This window comes from Paenibacillus sp. Root52 (assembly GCF_001426865.1).
Classification (GTDB): Bacteria; Bacillota; Bacilli; order Paenibacillales; family Paenibacillaceae; genus Paenibacillus.
In genome coordinates this window covers 1-16105 of the sequence record NZ_LMFO01000025.1, presented here as the reverse complement: position 1 = coordinate 16105, position 16105 = coordinate 1, and the positions used below count along the sequence as shown (strand labels likewise).

General features: G+C 38.1%; 16 protein-coding genes. 5 read left to right on the top strand and 11 right to left on the bottom strand.

Annotated elements, in window-relative coordinates:
* The first annotated feature begins 939 nt into the window (after window positions 1–939).
* On the top strand, window positions 940–1434 hold the full coding sequence (locus ASD24_RS20945; protein ID WP_156395517.1) for a hypothetical protein: 495 nt from the start codon (window positions 940–942) through the stop codon (window positions 1432–1434).
* A gap of 23 nt (window positions 1435–1457) precedes the next feature.
* Here the strand turns inward: ASD24_RS20945 and ASD24_RS20940 are convergent, their stop codons facing one another.
* A complete protein-coding gene (locus ASD24_RS20940; RefSeq protein ID WP_056700115.1) occupies window positions 1458–2564 on the bottom strand; it encodes a hypothetical protein in 1107 nt (368 codons plus the stop codon).
* A gap of 432 nt (window positions 2565–2996) precedes the next feature.
* Between ASD24_RS20940 and ASD24_RS20935 the strand changes: the two genes are divergently transcribed.
* Genes ASD24_RS20935 through ASD24_RS20925 form a run of 3 tightly spaced genes read left to right on the top strand, consistent with a single transcriptional unit; the run spans window position 2997 to window position 4605 of the window.
* Window positions 2997–3485, top strand: a complete 489-nt coding sequence (locus tag ASD24_RS20935) for a hypothetical protein (RefSeq protein ID WP_056700111.1) — start codon at window positions 2997–2999, stop codon at window positions 3483–3485.
* A 17-nt stretch (window positions 3486–3502) separates the two neighbouring features.
* Complete coding sequence (locus ASD24_RS20930) at window positions 3503–3862, top strand: hypothetical protein (RefSeq protein WP_056700108.1); 360 nt, start codon at window positions 3503–3505, stop codon at window positions 3860–3862.
* A 17-nt stretch (window positions 3863–3879) separates the two neighbouring features.
* Window positions 3880–4605, top strand: coding sequence for a metal-dependent hydrolase (locus ASD24_RS20925; RefSeq protein WP_056700105.1), 726 nt, complete (start codon window positions 3880–3882; stop codon window positions 4603–4605).
* Between the two features lie 33 nt (window positions 4606–4638).
* Here the strand turns inward: ASD24_RS20925 and ASD24_RS20920 are convergent, their stop codons facing one another.
* The 10 genes from ASD24_RS20920 to ASD24_RS20875 form a co-directional block, all read right to left on the bottom strand.
* Window positions 4639–7155 carry an ATP-dependent DNA helicase gene (locus tag ASD24_RS20920; RefSeq protein ID WP_056700103.1) on the bottom strand — a complete coding sequence of 839 codons (2517 nt, stop codon included), beginning with the start codon at window positions 7153–7155 and terminating at the stop codon, window positions 4639–4641.
* A 158-nt stretch (window positions 7156–7313) separates the two neighbouring features.
* On the bottom strand, window positions 7314–7829 hold the full coding sequence (locus ASD24_RS20915; RefSeq protein ID WP_056700101.1) for a hypothetical protein: 516 nt from the start codon (window positions 7827–7829) through the stop codon (window positions 7314–7316).
* A gap of 24 nt (window positions 7830–7853) precedes the next feature.
* Window positions 7854–8882 carry a phosphoadenosine phosphosulfate reductase domain-containing protein gene (locus ASD24_RS20910; protein ID WP_056700094.1) on the bottom strand — a complete coding sequence of 343 codons (1029 nt, stop codon included), beginning with the start codon at window positions 8880–8882 and terminating at the stop codon, window positions 7854–7856.
* Complete coding sequence (locus ASD24_RS20905; RefSeq protein ID WP_056700090.1) at window positions 8872–9312, bottom strand: hypothetical protein; 441 nt, start codon at window positions 9310–9312, stop codon at window positions 8872–8874. Before ASD24_RS20905 ends, ASD24_RS20910 begins: the two co-directional genes overlap by 11 nt.
* A 132-nt stretch (window positions 9313–9444) precedes the next feature.
* Window positions 9445–10563, bottom strand: a complete 1119-nt coding sequence (locus ASD24_RS20900) for a hypothetical protein (RefSeq protein ID WP_156395515.1) — start codon at window positions 10561–10563, stop codon at window positions 9445–9447.
* 21 nt (window positions 10564–10584) lie between these two features.
* The gene (locus ASD24_RS20895) at window positions 10585–11256 is read right to left on the bottom strand and encodes a hypothetical protein (protein ID WP_162248962.1); all 672 of its coding nucleotides are present in this window, start codon (window positions 11254–11256) and stop codon (window positions 10585–10587) included.
* A 212-nt stretch (window positions 11257–11468) separates the two neighbouring features.
* Entirely contained in the window at window positions 11469–11735 is a 267-nt protein-coding gene (locus tag ASD24_RS31535) for a CPBP family intramembrane glutamic endopeptidase (protein ID WP_442952602.1), read from the bottom strand.
* Between the two features lie 397 nt (window positions 11736–12132).
* Window positions 12133–12699 (bottom strand): hypothetical protein, encoded by a 567-nt coding sequence (locus tag ASD24_RS20885; protein ID WP_056700082.1) that lies wholly within the window; start codon window positions 12697–12699, stop codon window positions 12133–12135.
* 23 nt (window positions 12700–12722) lie between these two features.
* On the bottom strand, window positions 12723–13817 hold the full coding sequence (locus tag ASD24_RS20880; RefSeq protein ID WP_056700079.1) for a hypothetical protein: 1095 nt from the start codon (window positions 13815–13817) through the stop codon (window positions 12723–12725).
* A 110-nt stretch (window positions 13818–13927) separates the two neighbouring features.
* Window positions 13928–14815: a hypothetical protein gene (locus ASD24_RS20875; RefSeq protein WP_235540734.1), complete on the bottom strand. Its 888-nt coding sequence runs from the start codon at window positions 14813–14815 to the stop codon at window positions 13928–13930.
* 373 nt (window positions 14816–15188) lie between these two features.
* Here ASD24_RS20875 and ASD24_RS20870 point away from each other — a divergent pair, with 373 nt between their 5' ends.
* Window positions 15189–15989 carry a LysM peptidoglycan-binding domain-containing protein gene (locus ASD24_RS20870; RefSeq protein ID WP_056700074.1) on the top strand — a complete coding sequence of 267 codons (801 nt, stop codon included), beginning with the start codon at window positions 15189–15191 and terminating at the stop codon, window positions 15987–15989.
* The last annotated feature ends 116 nt before the right edge of the window (window positions 15990–16105 follow it).

Genomic DNA, 16105 nt, shown 5'->3' with positions numbered 1-16105 from the left:
ATTATAGATATTAATTATATATTATTTTTCAATAATGCTGAATGCACAACATATTATATTACTTATTAACTATATATCCAAGACATTTTATAGTAGTAATATACTAATATATAGAACTTTTATCACAGACGACTCATTATTAAATCGCAACTCAAGTCCTAAAAGAGCGTTTAAAAATGCTTAAAAAAACAAAGAGGGCGCCCCTCCTCTAAAGGGCACCCTCTTTGTTAGCAGCTTTTATACAACCATTATATACATGCTGCCACGAGATTATACGTACTTTAATGATTCAAAAATTTTAAGATTTGGAGTATTTGAGTTTTGCCTAACGATTCATGATACCTAACTTGAACTTTTGTATTCGTTAATATTAACTTGATGCTGTTTTCAAGAAAAGATCAGTGATCGTCAAGAAGACGAAAACTTGTCTTTTTAGATGACTTTGTGGTTCTTTCAGTCATTAAATTCAATTGTGAGAGTTGTCTTTTTACATGGATTATTAGTACGCATGAACGTGACAATACCTCAATATATCATTCAACTTGTCGTATTCTTCTGAAGACCTTTTGACTGATTTGTTGGGGAGATTCTTTTTTTTCTTATCTTCATGTTATTTTTTTTTGCAAAATTTAATATCTCTTGAGCCAGCCGAGATCCGGAATCAATATTTTTGTCCTTCATCTTCATCACCTCTACTCTCAGTATCGCCAAAGGATTTTCCCTACATACATACTTGTCATAGATCACTGCGAGCAACATAAAATTAAAATAACCTAGCAACACGTAAACAATGTTGCAGACATAACCTAAGCGGGAGGGATGATTTTGACCGTCGAGGGAAGGAAAATAAGAGTTGATAAAAAGAGAGCAATAGCAGCCCCATTAACAGCAGCTCAATACGAGAAAATATTTATGCTTAGCTATTTATGCGAATTACCTATGAAAACGATCGGCGAAGCCTTGACGATTAAGGGTTATGAGAAGGATGAAGTCGTAAATATTTTCCAAGCGCATTTACGTCGTAATTTAACATACAAAACAAATCGATTTTTGATCGGTCATCTAGATAACGAAGCATATGTTTTGTTTGGAAAACCCAAAAAGCGTTTGACTATGCGACTACGTACTACCGATCATGAACTAATATCCGAATTAGCTTATGCGATGGATTTATCTGTGCAGGGCGCTGCAGCGTCCATTATCACTGAAGTGCTAAAACAAGAAAAAATAATGTACGAGATTGTAGCTCAGTTGTTAAGGCATAACCTGGATGAAGCGACAAATGAACAGATCCGGAGACTAGCGAACCAAATCAACGCGAAGAGCCCCAACGAATACATTACGTTAAGCATGGTTCTTGGATACGCTATTGAAAAAGCTATCGAAGAGCAGACAAAGGTGCGAATCATACTAAACAATTGGAGAAGGATTTAATGCAATTCTTGGCTGGTGATTCGTTACACGGAATACGTAGATGGGAAAATCGTTTCCTCTCGGGTTTCTATGTCATGTATGTACTTACTTTCAAGTCTCGCGAGAATCCGGACGTTGTGTGCTAAAGATTCAATGGCATTCATGGACTCTGGAGCCTTTATTGTCTTTAAATCCTCATTCAGCACCTTTCCATATTTACGTCCGGACAACCAGGTGGAGGAATCTGCAGAAAACCATGGGAATGTTTGGATAAGTGAAGATGATCCACCTAGCCAATGAAATCGTTCTTCAGGATATGCAGTAAAGATTTTTTCGAACAGAATCCGCTTTTCAGATTCACTCATACCTACTGTAGCTCCGATGGCAATAATATCATGATCTTGTTCAATTATTATTTTCAGCTCCTGGAGATCTCCCACTGCTGGAAACACAGGAACCGGACTAAGTCCCACACTACGAAGATATGCATCGTTGGCAATTGTAGCTTCAGGATCACCAACAACATCGAGCGTGATATACGAATGGATGACGTCTTGATTCTGTAATACAAATTCTGCATAGTCACGAACATCAATTTCTTTAATATCTTTTCCGGCAGCACGCTGTTTCCAGATTGTGAATGCACCGGAGTCTAACATAAGCTTAAGGCCTAAACGTGTAACATGCTTTTTACAGTTGAGATTGCGGTCATCTCTTAGATAGTAGTAAGACATCAGGACGAACTTTGCACCATTTTCTTTTGCTACTTCTAAATCCCTTACTGCACGGTCGCAACCGGAAAAATAAAAGCGAACACCGATCAAGGTTAATCGAAATCCCTTAGATCCAGATGTTAATTTAGACATCCCTTTAAAAATGCTCCTTAGTAATCCCAGTAATGCCGAAGAAAAATTAGAGAATACTTCGAGCTGCTTACGAGTTATAGTGCGACGAATGAACAAATCATGAATGGCAGCCTTCAGTTTGGATAATTCAATGGTATTCACCATTCTTCCATTTTGACTTTTGAAGTAAATCCGTCGTGAGTCATGTTCAATAACGTTAACTATTGCACCACGTCCTGTGCGAAATACACTATTTCTACGGAACCAATTTCTCATCCTCCGTATGGCCATTCTTTCAAAATTCATGATAATAGTTCTCCTTATCTTATTAAAAAAGACGTTCACAGAGTTTCTGTGAACGTCTTTTTCCTTTTGAGTACAACAAAGGCAGGATATTTTCTCTTTTGGTAAACCTAAACTCTTTATGTTCTCCAAGCTCCCTGCCGCTGCTGGGGTAGGGAGGAATATCGCTATAATTTTAAAGCGCCAAGGATCTCACTTACTATATTGGTGGTTTCGCACGTACGTACAGCGGAGCCACACGGCCTTTATTCAATCGTAAACGCTCTACACTTAACACCTGCATATGAATCACATAATTCATAGTTAAATTTCATATATTAACAATAAAATTCTGTACACTCAGATGTTTTGATGTTAAACAAAGTACATTTATGATAATATTGATCATGAAATTAATTATTTTCTCAATGATGTCACAATATAAATGAAAGGAATGTGAATGCTATTACGGTCACCGATAATAAACTTCAATCATTTTCAATGTACGCTGTGTTAGAAAAACCTCTACTAGATTATTTAAAGCAAGGTGATGGGATCAATGTTCTATCAGTTTACGAGGAAAGACATTTCCCCGATGCCGAAGTAGTTGATATTACACTTGTAAATCTAGTGAAGTTGCTTGCTACTGCATTTGGGGTTTCTCGATTTCCCCAAGCTTACAAAATCATTGATCGCATCCAAGATACGAACTCAAGAAAAAAAACACTGCGTTTTCGGTCTCGTCATCCTCTGTTCACGAACGGCTCACCTAAACATCAGAACTTATGCTTGGTGAGTGGAATGGTGTACTTGGGAATTCCAATTCTTCCATATTTCGATGGCGTAAATATTTTAGCTGCTGATGACTACCCGGCTTTGGTTACACACGACGATTTAGGGGATCACCCAGTTCTTATTCATCGCAAAATTCCTGACTTGATGTAAGAAGGAGTGAACTAATTGTGGGAAGTATACCGGAAAGAAAGCCTGGGGGTCTTATAGGTTTTGCTGAACAGCAGCAGCTCATCGCACAATTCCCATTAATCATAAAAAACATGCATAAACAAACAGCATTATTCCAGCAAGTGATGAAAGGTCAAATGAACATCTCTGTTAATCAATTAAATGCAATCAATAAGCAAATCAATCTTTCAGAACGTCTCTTACATAAAGTCGACGAACTCGCAAGAGAAACGAAAATCACAAATATATTGCTTGCAGATCTTATAGCAATACATCGGACTGTGGTTGCTGACGACACGGATGGTCAACGAGATTATATCTTGGCCACCGCACAGCGGGGTATAGAAAAAGAGAAATAGATTATGAGGTGGCTGTTATGAGGGGGAAAACGCATGTTGTTGGATCTTTGGCTGCGCTCCACTTGGGACTGATTGGTTATACATATGTAGCCTCTAGTTCACAGATTAAGTTATTACAGGATGTTGAAATGTTCGGACACTTACTTCAATTACCTACTACCTTGAATGAATATATATTGACCCTATTCTCGGTAACTTTTTTTGCATTCTTACTCCTTCAGTTCGGTCGAAAAAAAATGATTATGATTTATGTGGTTGGTCTGTGTGCCGCACTCTATATACTACACGCCACTTCAAATAGTTCTTTTTCAACGGTACTGATTTTATTATCTTTTACACTGGGTACACTGTTACCGGATATCGATTCTGAAGATTCGTCGCTTGGCCATTATTTCGGAATAGTAAGTCGGATCATACCTCATCGTAAGGTGACGCATACGATCTGGTTTGTTATTTTGCTCGGTTCAATCTCCTGGATCTTTGAGTCAATATACCTCGCTGCTCTCACCATAGGATATACATTTCATATCCTACAAGATACCTGGAGTATTCATGGTATTTGTTGGTTTTATCCCCTGATGGGGAAGTATGTCAGTCATTCTAACGGAAAAGTAGTAAAGGCTGGTCGAAGTACAACATTTGCTTACGAAACTGGTGGTGTAGCTGAACAAATTCTATATTTGTGTGCTATCATTACCCATCTACTTTGTATTGTGTTGTTTCTATACTCAATGGCAAGCTAAACAAAAAAAGCTCCCTATAGGAGCTTTTTTTGTTTAAGCATTTTTATAACTGGCACATCTCATGAGGATTTCATCATTTTTGTGATAGGGTTTAATTTGCAACCAACAATGGCCATTCCCATCAAATAATTTCGACAATTCTCCTCCGGCTGCTTCAATCGAATTTCTTATTTCATCTTTGGTATCCTGATTGCATTGTCCTGAACAACCAAAGGCTGGATCTGTACATTTTTTTGAATGATAAGTTTGTGTACCTTCTCCAGTGTATGTGTCTAGTTCAGTTTGTTGCCTTTCATTCTTAAAGGGAAATTGTTCACGGACTCGTGCAAAACTCTCATATTTTTGAAAATACAAATCTACAAGATATTTGTATACATCCTCGCCATTCTTTAACTTGGCTGGTAGAGTAACACCACGTTCTTTACAGATTTTTAGCGCGAAGTCGTGCTGCTCTGGTGTAGTCTTGATTTTCCGGTATGACTTTTTCTTTACTACCTCAATTTCTTCTACAGCTTTACGAACAACAATTTCTTCCTCTAGAATGGCTGCAACACTAATCTTTTCTTGCGAATAGGGAACATAATTGGCTTCAGAACCTAATTCAAGTTTCCTCTCATAAAAATTCTGTACTTCTTTGATGGATCGTGTGAAGGCATACCCTTTTCTTTCGAAATCGGAACGGATTAGTTTACCGTACTCTGTAGTAAACACTCTGGGATCTAGAATAGTTATGATCCCATAATCCAGGATGTCTCTTATTAATCGTCCAGCTCCTTGATTAAGCTGAATCATCATTTTCGGAAATAAGACATCTTCCATAAAACTGTCTTCAAGTCCTTGCCCGATTAGTTTTAAATAAGGATCATCCGGCACCGGGAATGGCAAACGAGAGAATGTAACCGATACTAATGATGTACCCGGGACAGAAAATCCGGAAAAGAAGCTACCACTACCGAGTAAAACACTTGTCTCGTCCTTCTTGAATAGCTCAGTTAGTTTCTCTACCCCTCCTTGATCCTGTTTAAGAAGCGTAACCTGGAGTTCGTCACATACGGACTGAAGTGCTGCATGTATATCCTGCATATGTTGCTTGGATGTTGATAAGATCAGTGATCTTCCATGTGTTATATGCAGCAAGCTATTCAAGTGTTTAACTTGATCTTCAATCCAATGGGAATTTTGTTTCCTAGGATCAATCACAGCTTCTGGAACGTAAATCAAGGCTTGTTTTGAATATACAAATGATTCTGGAATAACTTTTTCGACGACATCCAACGTTCTCAATCTCCACTGAGCAATGAGGCTGGCGAATGATCCATCGTTGGTAAGTGTGCCAGACATGACGATGACCTTATTATAACTAATAAGCATATCCATCATTTTACGAAAATCTCTAGGGAAATTAACAGGTATAAATGAGAAACTAAAATCCTCATAAGACAGCCATTGGACAAAATTATCCTCATCGATAAGATCTCTGATTAAATTAAGACTATCCTCTAGTTTGTCTGACAACTGGTTGTTTGATGAATTATATCCTCCGGCATTTATGCTTTGAAGAGTGATTTGTTGCAGTGCTTCATTTAATCTCTTCATAAACATGTGGAAGTGTCCTTTAAGCGTTTCTGTAAGTGGGTACCTGCCTTGAAGTGATTCTACGGTTTGTGAGCTGCTTCTAAGTTCATGTTCAATTTGTAGTATAATTTCTTTGCAGCTTTTTTGGGACTGAGTGGGGAACTTCTTATCGTGAATCAATTTTTTAAGTTCACGAAGGCTAATGTTTTCTTCAATCTGACTCAGGAAATTGTCTAAAAAGTGATGAGCTTCATCGATGATGACAATACCTGGATCAATCGGGACAATAGGTGAAGTAGGCGGATCAGAAGACCGGTTTAATACCGATCGAATCATCTGCTCATGGTTTGTAATTACGAGATGGTTTTTCATATTAAATGATTTACGTTGTTGGTTCGTTGGGCATTTTTGTGAGAGGTTGCATCTTTCGCACTCAGATTTCGTTGCTCTTAATTTTACTCGATCCCAGATATAGCTCGGTATTTCACCGTACATGCTCTCATATTCGTCTCGTTGTCCTGTTGAGCCTTCGTTAAAAAATCGTTGAAAGTTATCAAAGATTTCTTGGTTATTGTCTACTATCTCTTTGCTGGTAAGTTGATTGTGACAATAATAGTGAGTCTTACCTTTGGCTAGAATTGCTGTGCGAAGAAGTTTAAGACTTTGTAGGAGTGGAACTTCGCTTTGCATTAATTGCCCTTGTAGATTTATGGTTGCAGTTACGTAGCTTATCCGTAGTTGCTTGAAGGTATCAGTAGTACTCTCGATCAAAGATGGAACAAGAGCGCCTAAAGACTTCCCCGTACCAACGGGGGCTTCTACAAGTAGTAGCCTTTTAGTCTGCTTAGGATGCAAAAAAGCAGCGACCTCCATGGACATCTGCACTTGACTTGCTCTGATATCATTTGTGTTGTAGTGCTGCGGGATTTTCGTTTCGAACATCTCTAACAATTTATCTTTTCTCGTGTAGTTCATTCGAACATCCTTTCTGGGTGCGTATGTTCTTATTATACCTGACATTGGTATTTGATACAGGTATAATTTGGTTTTAGCATCTGCCTCGATAGGTATCGATAAGAACAAAAAAAGGGTAGCCGTTGGCTACCCCTTTTAACGTATGAGCCTAGGAATAACTAGGCCTTGTTAACTTTATTAAGTACAAATGCTTCATCCATAAAGAGACTTCGGTCAAATCCCCCATCTTTAGTTATACCTAATCCGCTTTCCCAAACCTCAATGACTCTCCCATATTGAATAACTAGTGACATAGATTGCCAATCGTATCTAAAATCGCTTCTACCGACAATGAGATCCCCAACCTCTGGAACCTTTCTTTTTCCGTAATCAATCTCGTACAGGTCACCTTCGATTTCAATATGGCTGATACGATTAATAGCCAATAACATATTACTCTGATGTTGTTTATTGATGATATTAGCTAATATTTCTCTTGAATAGGTTTCTAGTTCTTCAAACAAGCGAATCGCTTCATCCGTTTTACCGTCTAGTGCGTATCGGACAATTTCTGCAATATCGTTGCTATCTGATTTGTCTAATTTATATGAAGATTTATAGTGAGTTACATACGTTTGAATCTGAGTTTCTCTTTGTTTATTGATCATTGCAATTAATTCTTTAGATGTATACATAAATGATTCTCCTTATTTGTCATTTCATTGTGCCATGTCTTCAACAAAACATCCGCAACCGCCAATGTCGAATAAATCGACCTGCATGTTATTTTCTATCTCATAATGTAATTCACGAATTGCTAATGGTTGGCCTTGTCTTTTCATAAAGCTGTATCGCTTAACGCTATTGAAATATTGAAGGCTTGCGGTACTTCCAGGGTGAATATAAAGTTTTGGTTTCGGTGCTCTATCATAAAAATAGTCACGATAAGCATCATCGAGATCCTTGATCATTTGTTCACGTAGGTCTAGTGGTATCCTATCGCATTCTGGTACGTTGTCATCGATAATATACCGATAGGCCGATACATAGATATTCAAATGATGTTCTTGTTCCATCAATGTTTTGAAAACCGCTGGCATTTGTTCCTTTAATAACTTGTAATGTCCTTGTCCGGCTTTAACACATCTACCAAAACAGTTATTGTGACTGAATCCAAGATCGTAGAGCTTTGGTTGTTTGATGTTGTATTTTTTTAGTGCTTGATCTTGCCAGATGTTATGTTCAATTAGCGGCATTTCTACTTGAAATGGAGACCAGTTCTTTCTAATTGCTTTCTCACGATGCATCTCATCGAATCCAATACCAAAATACAATACAGCATCTTCAGTGAAGTTCTCTTCTTTCAAATAGATACGGTTACGCCAATTCTCGCTTACCGGTCTAATTCCTTTTTTCAAAAAGTTTCGTGCGACTTTCATCTTTAATACTTTCGAACAATCGCCGATCATGTTGTTATAAACCATACGTTTTTCAAACATAAGCTGAATCGGGTTAATACCATAGCTATGTGTTAAAAGAGGGAGCTGCAGCTTGTCCGACACTTCCCTATTGAAGCGATAGAGATCAGGATGTTCCCAAAGTGTGTCTGTGAAATATAGGATTATATTGTCGTTGGGATATGTTTCTTTGACCCAGTTCGCAGTAGCGAAACTAGCTATACCTCCACTAAAAAATATAATCCGGTTTTTTAAATCGTGTTTTGATTCATTCTGATTGTCATTTTTCATTTTCTTGTTTGATGTACGTCTTGTACTCTTCAGACTCAAAGACAACAACATCTCTCGCTTTTTCTGATCCTATAGCCCATAGCTCGTAAATTTCGTAGTAGCGTGACAAAATATTATCTGCTGTAAGTTTGTCCTCTACCATGCTTGTTCCAAAGATCGTTGTCTGTTGTTCTTCCCAATGGTCGACATAATTACTATAAAGAGATAAAGCGGACATATCTTTTGAATCTTCCTGGTATGTGTTTGAAGGGTCACTGTTCAAACTAATATTTGTCCAGTGTATTTCATTTTCGATAATTCTCACCCTCGCTAAGTCAAAGGCTCCTTCAGAAGAAATATCGATTACATATGTAAAACCAGCAGAGAATTCCTCACCTTCTGTATGCGCTTTCATATTATCGGGCAAGTACTTTTCATTTGTATTACTCATATATTAAGTCTCCTTTTGTAGTGAACGGTTTTTTTCAGAGCTATGTTTACTCAAAAATCGTTTGATCTAGATAGTTAAGAAAATAATTAATTTAACCTGACGATTAATTCCTCTACTCGAGCTTAAATTACCTTATGCAACGATTTCTTTTTTCCATTTCCACTCAATTTGAGTACGCCATCTTTTAATCCAATCATTTAGGCTGCTGGCATAACGGTCAGCCAAATGTCCATACTGGATTGCATATACTTCTTGAAGTGGGCGACGGCTGTAGTGTAGATAAGGAACGCTATTCATAACCTTTGTTCCAGTTAATTGCACTCTACGGATCTCGTTATCAAACCAGCATGCTTTGAGGAACGATAGAGGCTCAATTTCTATAATTTCGTCCCAATCCATTCCAATGTCACGATCACCATCACAGTTAAATGGACATAGGTAGCAGCGAGAACGTCGAGTTGGAAAATGATTTTCTTCGAGGAAACGAATACTATCTGCAGTGGTTAGATTCTCTTCTACAAGAGGGTAAGCTAAGCGAATGTATTGATACTGTGGAGATTGATCGGTGTTTATTCGGCGAATCTCATCGTAAGAGAACCCGATATCAATGACAAACCCAATGTTTTCAGGCATTTTTTGATTGCTTTTGAGGCCATGTCTCTCTAAAACAGCGTGCCGAACTGCTCTTTTTACTGGATTGATCTTAAAATCCACAGTACACTGTCTGGGTAGCATACCGGCTGGTTTAATCGCGCCAGTTGTGCGATTTAGAGTTGCACAATAGACCGGCATCTGGAACCTCTGATAATCAGTGTGTATCCACAGCATGAGCATCTCTTCCAATCCACCAGTTATTTTATTATGGTGGGTAATGATAAACGGTGTTTTGTTGCCTACCTGCTGCTGCCGACGCTGCCACCATGCAACTTGTTCATGTATGAACTGTGGCTCAGCACCAGTGTCCGAGAACACAATATAATCATAGTGTATTTCTCCACGCAGATGTTGTTCCATGAGATGAGCAGACTGTGTTCCCCCTCCGAAACTCAGGACATGATAGATTTTATCCCTACCTTCTTCTTTCAGACTGTCTACAAGCTCCTTCCGTGTTCGGAATACTCCTTTTCTGTACTTCGAGTGCAGCCTAAAGTCTGGAGCTTCATCAAACATACTCATTTGCTCAACTATTTCAGGTGCTTCATCAATTTGTGTTTCCAACTTCATATCTTTGATATTGTCTACGGTGTACATGATGCACCTCCCTTTTTCGAACTATGCGCTATTTTCCATTTTCACTAGAACGGTGTTAACTACTTGATCAAGTGTTAGGACTTCTAACGGTTGATTTTGAGTCCACCGACACTCATCTTGTGTTTTTTGATCTTCTAACCAGGCGCTTAATAGATTCATATTAATTACGCCATCTGGTTTTTGAAATATACCTATACTTCCACAGTCCGCATGTAATCGGTGAAAAATGGTCTCTTTTAGTGTGATAATGGAGTACTTGAGTTTAGAAATTTCACTTTCATGGAATTGGTTATATACGGATGACTCCGGATTTAGTTCAATCGGCATTGTGATACTGTGATGACTTTCAATGATGGGTTTATGAACATATTTATCTGGCCAATAGGCTCCAGTCTTCAACAGATGTAGGATACGTTGGATCGTGGATCGTTTCATTTTTTTTCGTTCATAGATCATGGGTTTCGTAAGCCATCCGATGGAATTTTGCGGTTGTTTCGCTGTGATAATTTGAAAGACATCTAGTTCATCTCGGATAAGTTGAATCGTTTGTTCAGTAGGGTTTTGCTTTATTTCTAAAACCATCCGATCCAGCATTTCCATGACTTCAATGGGGTCCATTTCATTTTCGAATTCTGGTGAGTAATTAATGACGTGCTCAATTAGTTTTCCTTGCAAAGACGCTGTTTTCATCATAGATTTCTCCTTATTAATTCATTTATGTATTTGTGTTGTTGTTTCTGAACACGGTTATATTCTCCACCTGAAAAAGCGCCGGAGTACTTCTCCGACGCATTCTCCTCTGTTTATTTTATTGGTCAAGCCTACTCACTAGTGAGAAGTTTGATTATATAGGTAGGCTATGACAGGTCTTGATCATCTGCAACGGTACCGTAGAGTTAGTAAGTTTATAAGACAACACTAACAGTGTTCCATACAATATGTAAGGCGATGCTGGCGTATATGCTTCTTTGACTGAGTCTTGCGTATAAGAAGCCTGCAGCCATTATGGTATAAGATGTCCATCCCATGATACCTGAGGGACTATGAATAACGACAAATATGAAACTAGCTGCTATAAAGCTAGCATAGCTTGCACCAAATGCATTAGGTAGTAATTCCCTAAATACGAGTTCTTCAATTACTGGTGCTAGTATTGTGATCATGAATATCATCACGAAAGGAAAGCTATTGAACATGGCATCTAAAGATACCTGGTTGGGCTGTGAAGGATAGATGATACCCATTAAGGTATAAATGTAATTCATTATTGTTATCGTGATTAGACAGGCTATAAACACGCCTAGAATGGGTAAGATCCGAACTCTATTCACATAATTGTATCTTCTCTGTCGTCCGATAATGACACGAAGAGCAAGCGCAAGTATCGTACACCCAATTAAGGATGTGGCTGCAGTAATGATTGTAGTATAGCCAGGGTACATTGAACCTAATGTAACGCCGATGGGAAATAGCTGCAATCCAAAAAGAAAAGTAATAGCTTGATATAGCTCACGATGCTTAAACGTCTTTTTGAGTGATTGCCAGCGAAATATGGGGTAAGATCTGCTTCTATTCATTGTCTTTTTGCATCTCTAGATCTGTATTTTCATGTAGTATTTGTTCAAGTAGTTGTTCCACTGAAGGCGGGGCTTTAAGAATACTTAGATTTGCCCCCTCTTCGCCGAGTGTGACGATAGCAATTAATAAGTTAGGATCATCCCATAGAACCTCTGGTATCCTCTCTATACTTTCGTCTGTCACATCTGAAGCAAAGACAGCTAGATGCGAGGAATCATAAAGTTGAACTGCAAGAATAGAAAGTGGAACCTGGCTTCGCTGCAACCCACCCTTTAAGATGGCTTCTTTTTCTTGTAGTGTACAACATGTTTCTAACAAGAGTAGTTCACCAAGGGGTTCGACACTTAGTATATTATTTTCATTCAATCCGATGGTTTGAGCTTTGATTCTGTCTTTTTCAAAGAGCTCACGTTTTTTTAGTTCATCCATCTTTATGTGCATTCCTAAGAAAAAGGCAGAATTCAGCATTGAATAAGAGATTAGCTGATCATTCAGCTCACTAAAAAATTCAAATGGGAACATTCTATTAATGTCCTTTGTGTTTATGTTTCTTGGCACGATAAAATCTCCTTTTGCTTAAATTAAGTAATTTTGGGTTGGGTTGTAGATTTATTCTTCTTTCGTTGTTCATTCTTGCTTTTGATAAACTCATAAGCACGCTTGGAGGTAAACAACAACCAAGGCATGCCATTCCGCTGCTGGTCGTGTTTAGCTCGATGTGGCACAGCGTCTTGCAGCATTAGGTATATTGCATATGTCAGATCTTTTTCAGTAAGAGATTCCGCAATTTCTTTTTCTTCTGTATCCATCGCAATCTTGTGGTTTTGAATTACATAATAAGCAATGCCGTTGGCCACGCTCATTTCATATCTAGATTCATCTCCAGCAAAGTCGTGTATTTTTCGCTCGATGCTTTTTTCTCTTGCCTTATCGAATATATCCAATTCTAAGAAGCTCCGTATCTCCGCTTGTTTGTCCTCATTTAATTGGCTTTCTACTATGCCTATTTGGTATTGTCTGACCAAATCGCGATCAGCTTTTCTCTTCTGATCCATTTCTAGAATCTTAGTTAAAAAAGACTGAAGTATTTCTCGATCCGTCGGATCGTCATAGTCTGCAGAAGGCTTTTCTACAAGCATGCGCTTCGTAAATGTAATGTAGTGATCATTCAATAGGATTTCAAAAAATGCTGGGCGTATATCTTTACCATTCTCATCCTTCGGCACAGGCTCCTTAAATACTGAGAGGTCATCGAATAGGTAACGGTTATGTTCGTTTATTAAGCTCTCAGGAACAAGTATTAGCGCATGAACTCCCCCATTTTTAGATAATTCGGTGTAATGTGCTGGAAAATTGAGTATTTGATTCTTCATCCATTGGGGAGCAATGGGTTCTACATCGATCGCAATCACTCGGTTATCTCTAGCACGAAGCCAGTATGCCCTATTAACACCATCTAAATTTTTATCGGCATCCAACTCGGGCAATGTCACAAGTGGCCACTCTCTACTGTCATCTAATTTGGCGTTATAAAGTTCGTATGTATCTAATAAAATTTTTGCGTTTACTGGTCGCTTTTTATCGTCGGAAACAGTCCAGAAAGGATCATGTGATAATTTTGTTATCAATGGATTTTGGCTAAACAGTAGCGGGTGAACTAATGGATAAGTGTTCATGTGTTGGTACCCCCCTAAAGAGATTCACAAATAGAGTCTTCAATAAAACATTATAAAAAACCGATAAGCACATGCCCTCGGTAGTCTCTCCTCGATATCATCTTCACTGATTATGTGAATTGACTAAGTTTCTTATTATCGCCGGCATTTTGCATTATGAAAGCTTTCCCAAAGGGAGAGTCAACAGCACTCATAGCTGCTTTAGCAGCAGATTTTCCTTTAAGATGTTTTAATTCAGATGTATTGACTGCTGTAAGTGGCTCGTTATCATTCATCTCGTTAGTACTCGATGACAATTGGCTTTCGGATACCGATGGATCTACAACTCTATAAAATGGGGAGCTGCTCGCATCAATGTCGGTTTCATCTGGATCAAAGATTGGAGCAATTGTTAACCCTCTCGTGTTTACTCCTGATACATGTACCTGAAGATCTACTTTTGAACCGAATCCTGGTAAGTGATCTTCAGCACGTACAGCTTCGTAGAACTGGATGGAACCTTCCGGAAATATAATAGTATTTAGTCCAGATCCCAGATAATTAAATCCTTTTGATTGGAATGCTGAGATCTGAAGCGATATTTCTTGTCCGATTGAAGGATTTTTTTGTGGATCCTCGATCGTGATTGCTTCACCATTTTGGATTTGTTTATAAGTTGGAGGAAATAATGACTTGGTTTCAAGTGTGATTAGCTTACCAACCATATATTGCTCATAAAATTTTGCAAGTGGTGTCCCCTCACCTTCCACAACGACGGGATTTTTAATCGTGATCTTCCGGAAGGGTTTCGTTTCATGAAGACCTTTACTTAATCTTCTTTGATTCAACCTATCAAGAGCTTTTCCTTCGACAGGTTTATCGATCTTCGCGAATTTAACGGTACCGCGAATGGTTATGATATCACCTGATGTAACTCCACATTGTTCTCTCGTTAATTTTTTCATATTTAATGTTTCCTTTTTTAGGTTTAGATTATATTTGTAACGATTATTATCCATTCATTTATTTGGAATTATACTCCAATAACACTATGCATACAATATTTTAAGAATTATTTTAGTGTCATATTATATATGCATATTTATAAATTAAGCACACTGTCTATAGGCGAAATGGGGCTTGACCCTCTTTCGCATCTCCATTTATGCAAACATATCAAGATGAATTTTTAAAAGGTTAATCATCATCGTTGAGATTAAATTTGATTGATTGTTTCAATAATAGGTATTGTTGCCACCGCAATATAAAAATGATTTATATTAAACCAAAAACACTGCATAATCAGCGATTTAAATGAACAATTACGATATTTTCATCTTGTGACCGGTTTATGTATTCGTTATAATTATTGGTAAAGGAGTGAATATAAAAATGTCTTTTATTAAGATTAAACGAAAAAAAGATTCGGCTCTACTTGATCAAGAATCCGACATTGTAGGAGAGCCTGCCTTCGTTTCAAATGAGAACTTACTAATCTCAGAAAATTACAAACCACTTGAAACGATGCTGAAAGGAAGCTACCCACATAAGGGGTCTCATCCTGATAGTTTCCGGAATGTAAACATTCTTTCCGTTATAATTATTGTTGGGGTGGGATTGTTCTTCATTTTGTTTTTTTCACTTGATGTACCCTCAAAAATTTTGAGTTCAAGTTTTTCACAGCGGGTTGCTGCCGAACCTACTATTTCGGTTCCTAATCAATCCAATGACGGTATGGCTAATAATTCTTCACGTATCATCGTCTTGCCAGGTTCTAACATTACAGAAGAAGAGGTTCTCAATTATTTAGGAGATATGCCGGATGAAGATGTAGAGGCGGTGCTTCAGACCATACAATCTCAAAAGGTTGTTCGGAATGAAACATCAAGCGAATCATCGGTTAGCGCTAACTCTGTTACGCCTGGTTCTGGTGTAGATATAGTCTCTACTACTAAGAATGAGAAGATTGAAGCTTCTAAGCGCCTTCGGTTAGTTCAAGATTTGAATTCGAATAATATTACATATTATGTCGCAGAAGACGGTGATACGTTACTTGCATTAAGTAAAGCATTTGGTGTTTCACTTGGGCAGCTCCTCGAGTTAAATGGTCTTAAGGATGCAGATGTTATTCGAGCTGGTGAGATCTTATTATTTCCCGAGGGAACTGAACAACCGATTATCAGTGTAGAGTAAAAAAAAACCATCCAAGTTTAAACTGTACCCTATGTAAAGGACATTTCTAAAAAAGACCTACATGGCTTGAAGAAGGTGATCTCTGTATTCTACAGGGGTCATCCTTTTTAAGTTCC

Bases quoted from the DNA above. Each gene is read 5' to 3' on its own strand.
- ASD24_RS20900 (WP_156395515.1), bottom strand. From the start codon at position 10,563: ATGTACACCGTAGACAATATCAAAGATATGAAGTTGGAAACACAAATT.
- ASD24_RS20905 (WP_056700090.1), bottom strand. From the start codon at position 9,312: ATGAGTAATACAAATGAAAAGTACTTGCCCGATAATATGAAAGCGCAT.
- ASD24_RS20880 (WP_056700079.1), bottom strand. From the start codon at position 13,817: ATGAACACTTATCCATTAGTTCACCCGCTACTGTTTAGCCAAAATCCA.
- ASD24_RS20870 (WP_056700074.1), top strand. From the start codon at position 15,189: ATGTCTTTTATTAAGATTAAACGAAAAAAAGATTCGGCTCTACTTGAT.
- ASD24_RS20940 (WP_056700115.1), bottom strand. From the start codon at position 2,564: ATGAATTTTGAAAGAATGGCCATACGGAGGATGAGAAATTGGTTCCGT.
- ASD24_RS20945 (WP_156395517.1), top strand. From the start codon at position 940: ATGAAAACGATCGGCGAAGCCTTGACGATTAAGGGTTATGAGAAGGAT.
- ASD24_RS31535 (WP_442952602.1), bottom strand. From the start codon at position 11,735: ATGATATTCATGATCACAATACTAGCACCAGTAATTGAAGAACTCGTA.
- ASD24_RS20910 (WP_056700094.1), bottom strand. From the start codon at position 8,882: ATGAAAAATGACAATCAGAATGAATCAAAACACGATTTAAAAAACCGG.
- ASD24_RS20875 (WP_235540734.1), bottom strand. From the start codon at position 14,815: ATGGATAATAATCGTTACAAATATAATCTAAACCTAAAAAAGGAAACA.
- ASD24_RS20925 (WP_056700105.1), top strand. From the start codon at position 3,880: ATGAGGGGGAAAACGCATGTTGTTGGATCTTTGGCTGCGCTCCACTTG.
- ASD24_RS20915 (WP_056700101.1), bottom strand. From the start codon at position 7,829: ATGTATACATCTAAAGAATTAATTGCAATGATCAATAAACAAAGAGAA.
- ASD24_RS20895 (WP_162248962.1), bottom strand. From the start codon at position 11,256: ATGATGAAAACAGCGTCTTTGCAAGGAAAACTAATTGAGCACGTCATT.
- ASD24_RS20920 (WP_056700103.1), bottom strand. From the start codon at position 7,155: ATGAACTACACGAGAAAAGATAAATTGTTAGAGATGTTCGAAACGAAA.